This is a genomic window from Actinoplanes sp. NPDC004185, assembly GCF_053603475.1.
On sequence record NZ_JBSGFR010000029.1, the window covers coordinates 79,909 to 94,660 of the forward strand.

Consider the following 14,752-nt stretch of genomic DNA (forward strand, 5'->3'; position numbering starts at 1 on the left):
GTCAAGTTGGAGCCTTCCGACCGTTTCCTGGGAGCCAGAATGTCGTCGATCGACCTGCAGCCGGACCGACCGCACTCGGCCCGGATCTACGACTACCTGCTCGGCGGCAAGGACAACTTCGAGGCCGACCGGGCGGCGGCCGGCGAGATGCTGAAGCACACGCCGAACCTGGCCATCTCGATGAGGGCCAACCGCCGGTTCATGGGCAAGGTGGGGACCTACCTGGCGACCCAGGGTATTCGCCAGTTCCTGGACGTGGGGACCGGTCTGCCCACTCAGCCCAACCTGCACGAGACCGTGCAGGGCATCGCCTCGGACGCGTCGGTCGTGTACGTGGACAACGACCCCCTCGTGCTCGCGCACGCCCGGGCGCTGCTCACTCCGGTGGGCACCGGCCGGGTCGCCTACCTGGACGCGGACCTGCGCCGGCCCGACGACATCCTCAGCTCACCGGACGTCGCCGCCTTCGACCTGACCAGACCGGTCGCGCTCACGTTGATCGCCGTGCTGCAGCACATCACCGACGACGAGCAGGCCCGCGACATCATCACCCGCTTGACGCAGCCGCTGGCCCCCGGCAGCGCCCTGGCGATCTCCAGCGTGACCGTCGAGAACGACCCGGACGGCGGTCCGGGCACCGTGCGGACCTACAACCAGAACGGTGTGCCGGTGGTGGCCCGCAACCGCGCCGGGGTGGAAGCGCTCTTCGCCGGGTTCGAGCTCGTCGAGCCCGGGGTGGTGCCGGTGCACCACTGGCACCCCGCCGAGGAGGACAAGCACGTCAGTGACAAGGACGTCTACATGTACGGCGCAGTCGCCCTCAAACGCTGACCCGCCGGTTCAGGCCTGCTCCCGGCTGCACCACCAGCTCGTACGCCCGCCGACGGTGCTCTTGACCATGGGCGCGCCGTCGCGGGGGCAATGACCTCCCGGTACGCGGAACGGGATGATCCCCAGGGTGTGCACCCCGCCGTCCTTGATCGCCGAGCGGACCGCCCGGCGCGTGGCCCGCAGCAGGCGGTCGACGTCGTCGGCGGTGAGCTTGTCGACCCGGCGCCCCGGGTTGACGCGCGCCGACCACAGGATCTGATCGGCCAGCAGGTTCCCGATCCCGGCGATCGCCTCCTGGTCGAGCAGGCGCGCCTTGACCGGCGCGGTGCCGGACGCGAGCGCCGTGCGGAACTCGGCCGGGGTCATCGTGGCCGCGTCCGGCCCCAGCGAGGCGATCGGCGGGTCCAGGCGTACGCGGCCGAGCCGGCGGGGGTCGACCAGCATCAGCCGGCCACCGTCGGCGAACGTCAGCGAGAAGCGGCCCCACCGGTAGTCGCCGAGCCGGCGGCGGCCCTCCCAGTAGTCACCGCCGTCGATCTCGGAGCCGTCCGGGTCGGCGATCACGATCTTGCCGGACATGCCCAGGTGGATGCCGAGCTCCGGGCCGTCGTCGCCGGCATCGCACCACATGCTCTTGCCCCGGCGGTGCGCCGCGGTCAGGGTCCGCCCGACCAGCGCGTCGCGGATCTGGCCCGGCAGGTGCGGACGGCACACGTACGTGTCGGAGTCGTCCACGCCGACGATCTCGCGGCGCAGGCCGGCGCGCTCGATGACCGCCCGCGCCGATTCGACTTCCGGCAGCTCCGGCATGGCTTCTCCCCGATCGGTGGACGCGGGAGCCGCCCGGGCTGTTCGCCCGGGCTGCCTCCTGTGTACGGCAACTACCCTCAGGCCGCCGCGACCATGCCGGTGGACACGGGCTCCAGCGCCGAGCCGAGGATCTCCCGGACGTCGGAGACGATGTGTACGGTCAGCGCCTTCAGCACGTCGGCCGGCACCTCGTCGAGGTCGGGCTCGTTGCGCTGCGGCAGGTACACCTCGGTCAGGCCGGCCCGCTGCGCGGCGAGCAGCTTCTGCTTCACGCCGCCGATGGGCAGGACCCGGCCGGTCAGCGACACCTCGCCGGTCATGCCGACCTCGGCGCGCACGTTGCGGCCGAGCAGCAGCGAGACCAGCGCGGTCGTCATGGTGACACCGGCGGACGGCCCGTCCTTGGGCACCGCGCCGGCGGGCACGTGCAGGTGGATCGGGTGGTCCAGCTGCTCCGGGGAGATGCCGAACTCCTCGGCGTGCGCCCGCACGTAGGAGAGGGCGATCTGCGCCGACTCCTTCATCACGTCGCCGAGCTGGCCGGTGACCGACAGCCCGCCCTTGTCGCCGGGCAGCAGCGACGCCTCGATGTAGAGCACGTCGCCACCCATTCCGGTGACGGCCAGGCCGGTGGCCACGCCGGGGACCGCGGTCCGCTCGGAGGACTCCGGCAGGAACCGGGGCCGCCCGATCAGGTCCTTGAGGTCGGCGGGACCGATGGTGACGGGCAGGTCCTTGAGGGCGGCCTTGCGGAACGTCTTGGCCAGCAGGCGCTCGAACGACCGTACGCCGGCCTCCCGGGTGTAGTTGGCCGCGATCTCCCGCAGAGCGTCCTCGGTGACCGTCACCTCGCCGGGCGACAGTGCGGCGCGCTCCAACTGCCGGGGCACCAGGAAGTCGCGGGCGATGGCGACCTTGTCGCTCTCGGTGTAGCCGTCGATCGAGATGAGCTCCATCCGGTCGAACAACGCCTGCGGGATCGTCTCCAGCACGTTCGCGGTCGCGATGAACAGCACGTCGGACAGGTCCAGGTCCAGGTCGAGGTAGTGGTCGCGGAAGGTGTGGTTCTGCGCCGGGTCCAGCACCTCCAGCAGCGCCGCGGCGGGGTCGCCGCGGTAGTCGCTGCCGACCTTGTCGACCTCGTCGAGCAGCACGACCGGGTTCATCGAGCCGGCTTCCCGGACGGCCCGCACGATGCGGCCGGGCAGCGCCCCGACATAGGTACGCCGGTGGCCGCGGATCTCGGCCTCGTCGCGGACACCGCCGAGGGCGACCCGGACGAACTTACGGCCGAGCGTCCGCGCGACCGACTCACCCAGCGACGTCTTGCCGACCCCGGGCGGCCCGGCCAGCAGGATCACCGCGCCGGAGCCGCGGCCGCCGACGACCGACAGGCCCCGGGACTCGCGGCGGGCCCGGACACCGAGGTATTCCACGATGCGTTCCTTGACCTCGTCCAGCCCGTGGTGGTCGGCGTCGAGGACGGCCCGGGCAGCGTCGAGGTCCACGGCGTCCTCGGTGCGGACGTTCCAGGGCAGCTCCAGGACGGTGTCGAGCCAGGTCCGGATCCATCCCGCCTCCGGATTCTGCTCGCCGCCGCGCTCCAGCTTGCCGACCTCGCGCAGCGCCGCCTCGCGGACGTTCTCCGGCAGCTCGGCCGACTCGACCCGGGCGCGGTAGTCGTCGCTGCCGTCGGCCTCACCCTCGCCCAGCTCCTTGCGGATGGCCTTGAGCTGCTCCCGCAGCAGGTACTCGCGGTTGCGCTTCTCGACCGACTCACGGACGTCGCTGTCGATCTTGTCGCTGACCTCGGACTCGGCCAGGAAGTCGCCGGTCCACTCGATCAGCAACCGCAGCCGGGCCTCCACATCGGCGGTCTCCAGCAGCTCGCGCTTGCGGTCGTTGGACAGGTACGGCGCCCAGCCGGCGGTGTCGGCCAGGTCGCCGGGGTCGTCGATGGCACTGACCGAATCGATGACCTGCCATGCCTCACGGCGCTGCAACACCGTGACGACCAGCTGCTTGTACTCGGCGGCGAGCTCACGGGCGTGCTCGGTGGTCGCGCCGGCGGTGACCGGTTCGACCTCGACCCACAGGGCCGCGCCGGGGCCGGTCACCCCGCCGCCGATCTTGGCGCGTACGCCCGTACGCAGGACAGCGGCGGGCGACCCGGCGCGGGACTTGCCGACCTGCTGGAGGCTCGCCACGACGCCGTGGGTCGCGTAGCGGTCCTCGAGGCGCGGGGCGATGAGCAGTTCGGAGCCGGCCGAGGTGCGGGCCGCGTCGACAGCGGCCTGCGCGGCCTCGTCCAGCTCGATCGGGACGACCATGCCGGGGAGCAGGACGATGTCGTCAAGGAACAACACGGGGAGTCGCTTGCTGGTCACTCGGTACCTCCGAGAAGTTGAGTATGTTGCGCTCAACCTCGGGGCCGTTCCCGATCTTCCGCTGTTCACTGCAGGCGAACATCACTCCGTACTGGATTCATCCCATAATCCCATGTTCCACTGGTCCGGTGTCCACCACCACCACGCACGCCCCGGCCCGGCTGGCCCGGGGCATCCTGCTCGCCGTCGCCCTGACCGCCCTCAACCTGCGCACGGCCGTGACCGGATTCAGCGTGCTGACCGGGGACGCCGCCGCGGATCTGCACTTCGGGCCGCTGGTCGCCGGGGCCATCGGCACGATCGTGACCGCCTGCTTCGCGGTGGCCGCGTTCGCCGCCCCGCCGCTGGCCCGCCGGCTCGGCCTGGAACGCACCGCCGCGCTCGCCGTCACCGCCACCACCCTCGGCATCCTGCTGCGTGCCGTCGCGTGGTCCCCAGCCGTCATGATCGTCGCCACCGTCATCGCCTTCGCCGGGGTCGGCGCGTCCAACGTCATCCTGATCCCGATCGTGAAGCAGCACTTCCCGGAGCGGCTGCACGGCGTCAGCACCATGTACATGGTGCTGCTGCAGGTCGGCCAGCTCGCCGCGCCGCTGCTCGCGCTGCCGCTGGCCCACGCGTACGGCTGGCGTACGGCAGCCGGCGCCTGGGCCGCGGTGACCGCCGTGGCGGCGGTGCTGTGGTTCGTCGCGGTTCCCCGGTCGCGTACCCGGACCGAGCCGGCCCCGGCCGCGGTCCCCGCGCCGGCGCGTGTCTCCTGGCGCACCCCGCTCGTGCTGGGCCTGATCGGTCTGATGGCGATGACCACGCTCCACGTCTACACGCTGGTGACCTGGTTCCCGGCGATGCTGCAGGACGCCGGGCTGAGCGCGACGGCGAGTGCGCTGCTGCTGTCCTGGTTCGCCGGGCTCGGCCTGATCGCGGCCTTCGTGGTGCCGCCGCTGACCAAGCGCCTGCGCAACAGCTATCCGATCGTCGTGGTGTGCGTCGCGCTGATGGGTCTCGGCTACGGGGGCATGCTGGTGGCGCCGGCGGCCGGCGCGTTCGTCTGGGCGACCGCCTTCGGCTTCGGCGTGAGCACCTTCCCGCTCTGCCTGACCCTGATCGGCGCCCGCGCGGCCGACCCGCAGAGCGCCTCCCGGCTGTCCGGCCTGGTCCAGGGCGTCGGCTACGGCATCGGCTGCGTCGGCCCGCTGAGCCTCGGCGCGATCAACCAGCTCAGCGACGGCTGGGACTCGACGTACGTGCTGCTGGCGGCCACCCTGCTGATCACCCTCGGCGCCGGCTGGGCCGCGTGCCGGCCGGTTCCCGCGCCCGCCGATTAGGCTGCACCCCGTGTCCCGACCGAGTTTTGATCGCGCCGCCCTCAGCACCCGCGTGACCGACCTCTTCCGGTCCCAGGTCACCGACGGCACCTGGCCGCTGGGCAGCAAGATCCCGACCGAATCCGAGCTGGTCGAGTGGAGCGGCGCCGGGCGCAACACGGTCCGCGAGGCGATCGGCTCCCTGGTGCAGGCCGGCATCCTGCGGCGCGAGCAGGGCCGCGGCACCTTCGTGGTGTCGACGTCCGACCTGCGCTCGTCGGTGTCCCGCCGGGTCGCGGCCACCTCCCGCCGGGACAGTCTGGAGCTGCGGCTGGCCCTCGACGCCGCGGCCGCCCGGATCGCCGCGGTCCGCCGCACCGAGGCCGACACCCAGCGCCTGGTCACGCTCCTGCACGAGCGGCAACACGCCTGGGCCGATGGCGATGCGCACCAGCGGGTGCGCGCCGACTCCGCCCTGCACCGCGCGGTGGTCGGGGCCACCCACAACGCGCTGATGCAGGAGGTCTACGAAGGACTGCTCGGCGTGTTCGAGGAGGTGCAGCTGCACGACGTGGCCGGGGAGACGGACGTCCTGGCCCAGCTGCACGCCGACCTGGTCGAAGCAATCGTCGACGGCGACTCCGAACGCGCGGCGGCCACCATGTCGACATTGCTGCAGCCGATGATCGAGGGCGCGGAGCCGGCCACCCCGGCCTGACAACGGGGCCGCGCATCGACCGGCACTGGTCTCACTGCCCCGCCGCACCGGCGCGCTTGCGCTTGGCCCAGGGGGTCATGCCACCCGATTTGTACACCGACAGCGTGGTGGCGCCGGCCAGCAGCACGACGTAGACGATCATGCAGACGACCAGCCGCATACCCGGGCCCCCCGTCCGGGCGGCCGGGTCGGCGGCGGTGCGCTCGATCAGGTCGGTGATCCAGCGTTCCTGGGCGAAGCCGGCCGCCAGCGGGATGCTCAGGGCGATGACGAATTTGGTCAGCACCCACCAGTGGCGGGTCAGCCCCCATTTCGTGAACAGAGCCACCACCAGGCCGCTGAGCAGGGACAGCAGCACGATCGGGATCACCAGTCCGAGGTCGAAGATGTGCATGACCCGGTAGGCGTGGTGCCGCAGCGCCGGATCGTCGGCGGACAGCCCGATCAGGCTCAACGCGGTCATCGACAGAGACAGGCCGAGCCACGCCACCGAGACGCCGACGTGCAGGGTGAGGAAGAACCTGCGCGGTGCCGGTCCGAGTCGCGGGAACACCGGCTTCATCGCGATCGCGACGGCGGCCGAGATGATCATGCCGAGCAGCACGATGCTGGACGGGATGCTCAGGACGAACTGGATCGGCACCAGCGCGGTGTGCAGCGCGATGACCTGCCGTCGGGTGGGCGGGCGGCCGAAACGCAGGGCCAGCGTCAGGCTGGCCGCCCCGCCCAGCGCCGAGACGACGACGGCCGCGTTGACCAGCAACCCGTCACCGGCGGTCAGCGGCAGCAGGATCACTGCCACCACCGCGTAACCGCTGTAGGCAGCCAGCAGCGCCCGAGTGAGGCGCGAGCGGTCCGGTTGCGCTGCAGTCGGCATGGCTGACTCCCTGACTCGTACGGGCAGCGGTCGGCACCACGCTAGGAACCAGCCGTGCACCGCCGCGTCCGGGAAAAGTCGTCGCCGGGTCCGTCGAAGGATGGCTGCCACCGGCGCCGGCCTACCTCTTTCGGACGACTCCACCGACCGGCCGGCTGCCTAGACTCGGGCTCATGAGTACCGCAGCAGCGGCCCGGTCGGCGTGGCTCGGCCGGTCCTGGCCGCGGCGCGACCGAGCCGTCGACGTCCTGCTCGCCGCGGTGTGCGCGGTCAGCACCGCGGGACCGGCGATGGACTCCACTCTGTTCGGCGGCTCGCCGTACCTGCCGTGGCATCCGCCGCCTCCGGTCACCATCGGCCTCGGCGTGCTGGTCGGCGCCGCGACCCTCTCCCGGCGCCACCGGCCTCTCCTGCTGGTTGCTGCCGCCACGGTGGCGTGGGTGGTCGCTGCGGCCTACCCCGCCGTGATCACCGGCCAGTACAGCCTGGGTGTCCACCAACGGTCGCGGCGTATCGTCGCGGCCGCCACCGCCGTCGTGATCGTCGTGGTCGCGGTGCCGTTCCGGCGGCAGGGACTCGACTCGATCATCCCGCTCAGCATCGCCGTGTGCCTGGCCCCCACCCTGCTCGGACTGTGGGCGGCTGCCCGGCGCGACCTGGTGGCCGGCCTGCGTGAGCGGGCCGACCGGGCCGAGCGTGAACGCCGGCTGCTGGCCGAGCAGGTCCGCGCCGAGGAACGCACCCGGATCGCCTACGACATGCACGACGTGGTCGCCCACCGGGTCAGCCTGATGGTGCTGCACGCCACCGCACTGGAGGTGGCCGCCGACGCCGAACGCCCCGTGCTCGCCCGCCGGATCCGCTCGATCGGCCGGGACGCCCTCGCCGAGCTCCGCGACCTGGTGGGAGTGCTGCGCACCGGCGAATCCGCCGCCCCGCTGGCGCCCCAGCCGACCCTGGCCGACGTGCCCCGCCTGGCCGAACAGTCCCGGGCCACCGGCACTCCCGTCACCGTCGCATGGGACGGCCGACCCCGCTCTTTACCGTCCATGGTCGACCAGGCCGGCTACCGGGTGGTCCAGGAGGCGCTCACCAACGTGCACAGACATGCCGGCACCGCTGACACCCGGATCCACATCCGGTACGAGCCCGGCGCCCTGCGCGTGACCGTCCACAACGGGCCACCCGCTCAAGCCGTGGCGCCGGCCCTGCCACCCGGTGGGCACGGGCTGGTCGGGCTGCGGGAACGTGTCCACCTCGTCGGAGGCCACCTGACCGCCGGTCCCACCCGCGAGGGCGGCTACGAACTCACCGCCACCATGCCCGTCCCCCCGCCGGACCTCCGATGATCCGGGTTCTCGTCGTCGACGACGAGTGGATGGTCCGGGCCATGCTGCGCACCATCCTGCAGGCCGCCGACGACATCAGCGTCGTCGCCGAGGCCGCCGACGGCACCGGCGCCGTCGACCAGGCCCGCCGGCACCACCCGGACGTGGCGCTGGTCGACATCCGCATGCCCCGCACCGACGGGCTCAGCGCCACCACGACACTCGGCCGGCTGCCCCGCCCGCCGAAGGTCGTCGTCCTGACCACGTTCGACCTCGACGAATACGTCCGCACCGCCCTGCGTAACGGCGCCGTCGGCTTTCTGCTCAAGGACGCCACCGGCGAGGAGATGATCGCCGCGGTGCGAGCCGCCCACGCCGGCGACGCCATGATCTCCCCCCGCATCACCCGGCGCCTGCTCGAGACCTTCGCCCGTGACAGCGAACCCGGCACCGGCACCACCGAGCCGGCCCAGGCCGAAGCTCAACAGCGGCTGCGCGCACTCACCCACAAGGAACTCGAAGTCCTGCAGGCTCTTGCCGGTGGGCTGACCAACGCCGGCATCGCCCGCCGGCTCCTCCTCAGCGAAGCCACCGTCAAGACCCACATCAGCCGGATCCTCACCAAACTCGAACTCACCAACCGCGTCCAGGCCGCCATCCTCGCCCATCGCGCCGGCCTCAGCCAGTGACCGGCCGCTGCGCTGCCGCGGCGCGCGTGTCCGCCCACCGGACCGGGGTCAACGGCCTTGCGCGTCCTCCGCGGCGTGCCGGGGCGCCGCGCCCGGCTCGGCCGTTCCCCGGCGGCCCTGCGCGACCATGCCCACCAGCTTGGCCGCATTGGAGCGACGGGCGCTCCCGGCCGGCGTGGCGACCGGCGCGGCCACCGGGACGGCCATCTCGCGCGGGAGCGTCACCGTCGCGATGACGCCGCGGTGCGGCGAGGGCCGGAGGACCACCCCGATCCCCCACTGGGCGGCCAGGAACCCGACGACGAAGAGACCGAGCCGCGCGCTCTTGGCCGGGTCGAACTCCTGCGGCTCGGCCAGCCGGCGATTGGTCTCGTCCAGGACCGACCGGGACATCCCCAGGCCCTGGTCCCCGATCTCGATCGTGACGCCGTCCGGGACCCGTTGGGCCGACACTCGCACCGGGGTGTCCGGCGGGGAGAACGTCGTACCGTTCTCCAGCAGCTCGGCCAGCAGATGCCCGAGGTCGGTCACGGCCGGCTCCGGCACTTCCGCGTCCGCCAGCGGGCCGATCTCGATCCGTTCCGCGTGTTCCACCTCGCCCGCCGCCCGGGTGACGACCCGGGCCAGCGGCTCAGGGCCGAACCCGCGCCGGCTGCGCGCGGAGCCCGCGAGAATCACGAGGTGTTCGGCGTGCCGGCGCAGCTGGACGGCCAGCTGCTCGACCCGGGCCGTCGCCCGTTCGCCGGCGGCGTCCCCGGCCGGCGCCTGGGCGAGGGCCTGGAGCTGCCGATCGACCAGCGTCTGGTTGCGGCGGGCGATGTTGACCAGCGCCTTGTTCATGTCGTAGCGCAGCGCGGCCTCGCCGGCCGCGGAGTCGATCGCGCTCTGCTGCACCTCGCTCAGCGCGGCTCCGACGTCGGCGATCTCGTCGTCGCCCAGGGACAGGCGCAGCGGGTCGCCGTCGACGTCGATCTGCTCCCCGGCCCGCACCCGCATGACCATCTCGGGCAGTCTCCGATGGGCCAGCTCGTTCGCCGCTGTGCGCAGGACCGACAGCCGGCGTACGACGGAGCCGCCGATGCGGACCGACAGGAGCAACGACGCCAAGATCGCGATCAGGCCCAGCATGCCGGAAAGGCCGAACCGGAACAGGATCCGGTCGCGTTCCGCGTCGGCGAATTCCGCGGCCTTGCCGTAGCCGGTGGCCAGGAAGTCGTACAGCTGACGGACCGCCGGGATGAAGGTCGCCTTCCACTCGGCCCGCGTGGTCGACACCGGTCCGCCGAAACCCTCGTCCCCGAGGATGCGGTCCTCGGCCGCCCGCAACGCCACGAAGTTGGGGCCGCTGAGCATGCTCTTGAAGGCGGCCTGGTCCGGCGCCGGCAGCGTGGAGCCGGCGACCGGGATCTGGAAGCGCAACGCCCCGACGATCTCGGTCAGCTGGCGGTGTTCCCCGGCGTCGAAACGGCCCGCCGCGGTCACGCCGGTCAGCAGGGCGTCCTCCTGATGGAGCAGCTCGCCGGTCCGGCGCATGGCCACCGAGGTACGCATGACCCGTTCCACCAGGGGATCGCTGGAGACGGCAGCCGCGGTGGAGACGCTGAAGGCGTAGCTGATGATGCCGTTGTACCCGCTCACGGCCACGGCCCGGGTGATGCTCCCGGCGTCGACCTGGGTGCGCAGCAGGACCAGGGAGTCGCGGGCCGCGAGCATGTCCGCGATCCGGGCCCTGGTGATGCCGGCCGAGATGTCGCTGCCCCGGAAGCGCCGGGAAAGGTCGCGGAACTCGGCGACCGCCGCGTCGGTCGCCGCCCGTTGCGCGCGGAGCCCGGCGACGTCCCCGCCGGGTACCGCCAGGACCTCGACGGACATGCTGCGCTCGGCCTGCAGCGCCGCCACCATCTTGTCGCACGGCAAGCTGACGTTGTCCTGGGTGTAGTTGGTGTTCCGCAGCGCCGCCGCGTCGGCAAACGACGCGTTGACATCCACGATCCACAGCGCGGTCAACGCCGCCACGGGCACCAGCAGCACCAGGATGATCTTCGAACGGATGGACCTCGGTTTACGCCCCACGAGACCTCATTCATGGCAGTTCCTCGTGCCCGTGGATCAGGTGGACGTCCCCGGGCCTCCATCTGGGATCGCTCCCATGTGAGTACTCGGTGGAGCGGGGCCTGGTTCAGAATCCGCCGAAGGTGCCCCTAAAGACGGCCGATCCTGCCCGTACGACGCCTCCCCGGCTGTCGGTCCGTTCGTGATCGGCCGGACTGAACCGTTTCAGGCCGCCTCATCGCTTCGCCAGCCCAGCTTGGGGGACGAATGCGCACCGGGATGCCCCACGAACAGGGTGCAGTCCATGTCGTCGCGGCTCTCCACGGCCAGGTCGTGGTGCGCCGGACACCAGGTGTACGGGTTGATCTCGGACGCGCTCAGCGTCCACTGCACCCACCACATAGTCTCCTCGACCTGCTGGCCGAGGGCGGCGTGCGAACCCGTATGGCCGCGTTCGAGCTCACAGCCCAGCTCGGACTGCACGCTCGGCGCCGGCACCGGGAGCTCGCCGAAGAAGGCAAGCTGTGCCGCGTCCAGGGTGATGCGGGCGGGGCAGGTCACCAGATCTTCGCTGTCCATAGACATGCATCCATTGTTGCCCCCGGCAACGCCTTTCCACACCTGTCAACTGAACCGGTTTTGTTGATCGCGACCGGCTCAGGCCTTGATCACCTCGTAGAGGGCGGTCCACCCGTCGGTGCCGTGGCCGGCGGCGACAGCCCGGTCGTAGTGCGACCTGACCGCCGCCGGCAGCTCGCGGTCGACGCCGGCCTCGTCGCTGGTCCGCACGATGTGCTCGGCCGTGGCCCCCATCATCAGGACAGTGCTGAGGTCACCCGGGTGGTGCCCGGCCGCGATCCGGGCCGCCAGGTCGGCGCCGCTGCCGATCATCGCCGGGACGTCGATGAGCATCTTCATCGCGTCGGGCAGGAAATCAGCCGCCGGGACGCCGGCCGCGGTAACCATGGCTGTGGAGTTCAGCAGGCCGGACAGCGTGGTGAGGAAGACGTTCAGCTGGGCCTGGTAGAACAGTTGGGCCAGTCCCGGGTCGGCGCCGAGGTGGCGCGGATCGCCGATCAGGCGCAGTGCCGGTTCGTGGGCGGCGAGGACCTCGCCGGGGCCGCTGTAGTAGACGTACGCGCCGCGTCCGCCGAGCATCGGGGGCGGCACCATGACGCCGCCGGTGACGAACTGCGCGCGGTGGCCGGCCGCCCAGGTCGCGGCCTCCCGGGACGCGCCGGGCGTGTCGGAGCTGAGGTTGATGAGGTCCCGGCCGGTCAGGAAGTCCGGCTCCCGGCCCAGGATCTGGTACATCGCCTCGTAGTCGGTGAGGCTGAGAATGGTGAGCGGGCTCGCGGTCACCGCCTCCGCCGGGGTGGCCGCCCGGGAGGCACCGGCTTCGACCAGGTCATCGGCGCGGGCGGGCGTACGGTTCCACACGGTGACCGGGTGGCCGCCCCGCAGCAGGACGCCGGCCATGGCCCGGCCCATCGGGCCGAGGCCGATCACGGTGACAGGTTCCCGGCTCATCGAGTGGTCCTCAGTTCCTCGAAGATCCGGGCGGTGCCGAGGTCGCCGTGACCCGCGCCGATCTGCCGGCGGACGAGGTCGTGCACGGGTTGCAGCACCTCGGTCGAGACACCCTGGCCGGCGCTCCCGCGCAGCAGGGCGGCCAGAGCCGCCTCGGTGAACCGCAGACTCTGGCCCGCGCCGGCGTAGTCACCGGCGTCCACCGTCGCCGCGTAGCCGGCGAAGCCGCCGGTCATGGCGGCCAGGAACGGTGCCTGCCGCCGGGCGAACTCGGCCGCCGAGATGCCTTCGGCGGCGAGCATCGCCGCGCCGCGCAGGAAGCCGGCGACCATCGTGTACATGCCGGTGAGCATCGCCATGTCGTGGAGCGCGGCGAGCCCCGCGTCGGCACCGAAGAAGGTGCTCTCGCCCCACCGGTCGAGCAGGTCGCGGTGCTCGGTGAGGACGGCTTCCGCGCCGGCGTAGAAGATGGCCGATCCGGGGCCGCCGATCATGCCGGGGACGGCCAGGATCGCACCGTCGAGGTAGGCGACGCCGTGGCCGGCGGCCCACGCGGCGAGCTCCCGCGATTCGGCGGGTGTGGTCGTGGTCAGGTTGATCACGGCACGCCCGGTCAGCGCGGCGGCCACGGGGTCCAGGACGTCGTGGACCGAGCGATGATCGAACAGGCAGACGACGACCGGGCCGTCGCCGGTCATGGCCTTCTCGACGGTGTCGGCGACGATCGCGCCGCGGCCGGCCAGAGGCTGTGCCCGCTGTGGGTCGCGGTTCCACACAACCGCGGGAAGGCCGGCGTCCAGCAGTGTCGCGGCCAGGGCTGTGCCCATCGCGCCCGTGCCCAGGAATGTGGTCATGGGTAACGATGGTTTGCCCGTACAGCCGGGGCGGCAAGTACCCACTATTTTGTTCGGTACTTACCCGAAGGTGAGTGTGGAGGTGGCGATGGCAGCCGGCGCGAGGCGTGGACCGTACATCTGTGGCATCGATGCCGGGATGGACGTGGTGACCGGTAAGTGGAAGTCGTTGATCCTGTGGGAGCTCAGCACCTACGGCGTCCGGCGCTTCGGTGAGCTGCGGCGAGGGCTGCCGGGGGTGAGCGAGAAGATGCTCGTCCAGCACCTGCGGGAGATGGAGGAGGACGGGCTGGTCCACCGGGAGATCTACCGTGAGGTGCCGCCCCGCGTGGAGTATTCGCTGACTCCGGACGGCATCTCCCTCAACGAGGCCCTCGGGGCACTCGGCGCCTGGGGTCGGCAGCGGGTCGAGCGCCTCGCCGCTGAGGGCAGCCTCGTCGAGGGCGGCAACCCGCAGCCCGGGCCCGCAGCAGAGTTCTGACATGATCGATGCGATGACGGGGAGCCTGTTCGCGGTCAGTGATCTGCACGTCTCGTACCCGAGGAACAGGAAGATCGCCGGCCGGCTGCGCCCGGAGTCGCCGGACGACTGGCTCATCGTGGCCGGTGACGTCGGCGAGGTCTTCGCCGACGTCGAGCAGACGCTGGCCGGGCTGCGGGACCGCTTCGCCACGGTGATCTGGGCGCCCGGCAACCACGAGCTGTGGACGCACCCGAACGATCCGGTGCAGCTGCGCGGTGTGGAACGCTACGACGCGCTGATCCGGATGTGCCGGGACAACGGCGTGCTCACCCCCGAGGACGAGTATCCGGTCTGGACGGGTCCGGGCGGACCGGTCACCGTGGCGCCGCTCTTCCTGCTCTACGACTACTCGTTCCGGGTGCCCGGGGTCACCGGCAAGGAGGAGTCGCTGCGCCGGGCGTACGAGGCCGGCGTGGTCTGCACCGACGAGATGATGCTGCACCCGGCGCCCTTCCCGGACCGGGAGTCGTGGTGCTGGGACCGGGTGGCGCGGACCCGCGAGCGGCTGGACACCATCGACCCGGCGATGTCCACAGTGCTGGTCAGCCACTGGCCGCTGGTACGCGAGCCGACCGACGTCCTGCGCTATCCCGACTTCGCGCAGTGGTGCGGCACCGAGCTGACCGCGGACTGGCACCGGCGGTACCGCGCGACCGTGGCGGTCTACGGCCATCTGCACATTCCGCGGACAACCTACTACGACGGCGTCCGCTTCGAAGAGGTGTCGCTCGGTTACCCACGGGAGTGGGTCCGTAAGGGCACTCCCCCGCGGCCGCTGCGCCGGATCCTCGGCGACGGGTCATAGGTACGCCCAGCTCGCTGCCTTGATCGCGGTCAAATCCACTGTGT

14 protein-coding genes are annotated in these 14,752 nt (G+C 71.8%); 7 read left to right on the forward strand and 7 right to left on the reverse strand.

The features are described from left to right. Nucleotides 1-39 precede the first annotated feature (39 nt). Nucleotides 40-831: an SAM-dependent methyltransferase gene (locus ACWEOZ_RS27745; RefSeq protein ID WP_451913597.1), complete on the forward strand. Its 792-nt coding sequence runs from the start codon at nucleotides 40-42 to the stop codon at nucleotides 829-831. A 9-nt stretch (nucleotides 832-840) separates the two neighbouring features. Here the strand turns inward: ACWEOZ_RS27745 and ACWEOZ_RS27750 are convergent, their stop codons facing one another. Together ACWEOZ_RS27750 and lon are read right to left on the reverse strand one after the other, a co-directional pair. After that, nucleotides 841-1,641: an Fpg/Nei family DNA glycosylase gene (locus ACWEOZ_RS27750; protein ID WP_451913598.1), complete on the reverse strand. Its 801-nt coding sequence runs from the start codon at nucleotides 1,639-1,641 to the stop codon at nucleotides 841-843. 77 nt (nucleotides 1,642-1,718) lie between these two features. Beyond that, nucleotides 1,719-3,971, reverse strand: a complete 2,253-nt coding sequence (lon, locus tag ACWEOZ_RS27755; RefSeq protein WP_451913625.1) for an endopeptidase La — start codon at nucleotides 3,969-3,971, stop codon at nucleotides 1,719-1,721. 185 nt (nucleotides 3,972-4,156) lie between these two features. Here lon and ACWEOZ_RS27760 point away from each other — a divergent pair, with 185 nt between their 5' ends. Next, nucleotides 4,157-5,353 (forward strand): MFS transporter, encoded by a 1,197-nt coding sequence (locus tag ACWEOZ_RS27760; protein WP_451913599.1) that lies wholly within the window; start codon nucleotides 4,157-4,159, stop codon nucleotides 5,351-5,353. A gap of 10 nt (nucleotides 5,354-5,363) precedes the next feature. Then, nucleotides 5,364-6,050 carry a FadR/GntR family transcriptional regulator gene (locus tag ACWEOZ_RS27765; RefSeq protein WP_451913600.1) on the forward strand — a complete coding sequence of 229 codons (687 nt, stop codon included), beginning with the start codon at nucleotides 5,364-5,366 and terminating at the stop codon, nucleotides 6,048-6,050. Nucleotides 6,051-6,081: 31 nt separating this feature from the next. Here ACWEOZ_RS27765 and ACWEOZ_RS27770 read toward each other — a convergent pair whose 3' ends face one another. After that, the gene (locus ACWEOZ_RS27770) at nucleotides 6,082-6,927 is read right to left on the reverse strand and encodes a hypothetical protein (RefSeq protein WP_451913601.1); all 846 of its coding nucleotides are present in this window, start codon (nucleotides 6,925-6,927) and stop codon (nucleotides 6,082-6,084) included. A gap of 173 nt (nucleotides 6,928-7,100) precedes the next feature. Here ACWEOZ_RS27770 and ACWEOZ_RS27775 point away from each other — a divergent pair, with 173 nt between their 5' ends. Both ACWEOZ_RS27775 and ACWEOZ_RS27780 read left to right on the forward strand, forming a co-directional pair. Then, on the forward strand, nucleotides 7,101-8,276 hold the full coding sequence (locus ACWEOZ_RS27775) for a sensor histidine kinase (protein WP_451913602.1): 1,176 nt from the start codon (nucleotides 7,101-7,103) through the stop codon (nucleotides 8,274-8,276). Beyond that, the gene (locus tag ACWEOZ_RS27780; protein ID WP_451913603.1) at nucleotides 8,273-8,944 is read left to right on the forward strand and encodes a response regulator; all 672 of its coding nucleotides are present in this window, start codon (nucleotides 8,273-8,275) and stop codon (nucleotides 8,942-8,944) included. The genes ACWEOZ_RS27775 and ACWEOZ_RS27780 overlap by 4 nt, the downstream gene beginning before the upstream one ends. A 48-nt stretch (nucleotides 8,945-8,992) precedes the next feature. Here the strand turns inward: ACWEOZ_RS27780 and ACWEOZ_RS27785 are convergent, their stop codons facing one another. From ACWEOZ_RS27785 to ACWEOZ_RS27800, 4 genes are all read right to left on the reverse strand, one after another. Further along, nucleotides 8,993-11,017 carry a nitrate- and nitrite sensing domain-containing protein gene (locus tag ACWEOZ_RS27785; RefSeq protein WP_451913604.1) on the reverse strand — a complete coding sequence of 675 codons (2,025 nt, stop codon included), beginning with the start codon at nucleotides 11,015-11,017 and terminating at the stop codon, nucleotides 8,993-8,995. Nucleotides 11,018-11,221: 204 nt separating this feature from the next. Then, nucleotides 11,222-11,575, reverse strand: coding sequence for a hypothetical protein (locus tag ACWEOZ_RS27790; protein ID WP_451913605.1), 354 nt, complete (start codon nucleotides 11,573-11,575; stop codon nucleotides 11,222-11,224). A gap of 78 nt (nucleotides 11,576-11,653) precedes the next feature. After that, nucleotides 11,654-12,526 (reverse strand): NAD(P)-dependent oxidoreductase, encoded by an 873-nt coding sequence (locus tag ACWEOZ_RS27795; protein ID WP_451913606.1) that lies wholly within the window; start codon nucleotides 12,524-12,526, stop codon nucleotides 11,654-11,656. Continuing rightward, nucleotides 12,523-13,380 carry an NAD(P)-dependent oxidoreductase gene (locus ACWEOZ_RS27800; RefSeq protein ID WP_451913607.1) on the reverse strand — a complete coding sequence of 286 codons (858 nt, stop codon included), beginning with the start codon at nucleotides 13,378-13,380 and terminating at the stop codon, nucleotides 12,523-12,525. Before ACWEOZ_RS27800 ends, ACWEOZ_RS27795 begins: the two co-directional genes overlap by 4 nt. A gap of 139 nt (nucleotides 13,381-13,519) precedes the next feature. Here ACWEOZ_RS27800 and ACWEOZ_RS27805 point away from each other — a divergent pair, with 139 nt between their 5' ends. Both ACWEOZ_RS27805 and ACWEOZ_RS27810 read left to right on the forward strand, forming a co-directional pair. After that, entirely contained in the window at nucleotides 13,520-13,861 is a 342-nt protein-coding gene (locus ACWEOZ_RS27805; RefSeq protein ID WP_451913608.1) for a winged helix-turn-helix transcriptional regulator, read from the forward strand. Between the two features lie 13 nt (nucleotides 13,862-13,874). Next, on the forward strand, nucleotides 13,875-14,708 hold the full coding sequence (locus tag ACWEOZ_RS27810) for a metallophosphoesterase family protein (RefSeq protein WP_451913609.1): 834 nt from the start codon (nucleotides 13,875-13,877) through the stop codon (nucleotides 14,706-14,708). Nucleotides 14,709-14,752 lie beyond the last annotated feature (44 nt).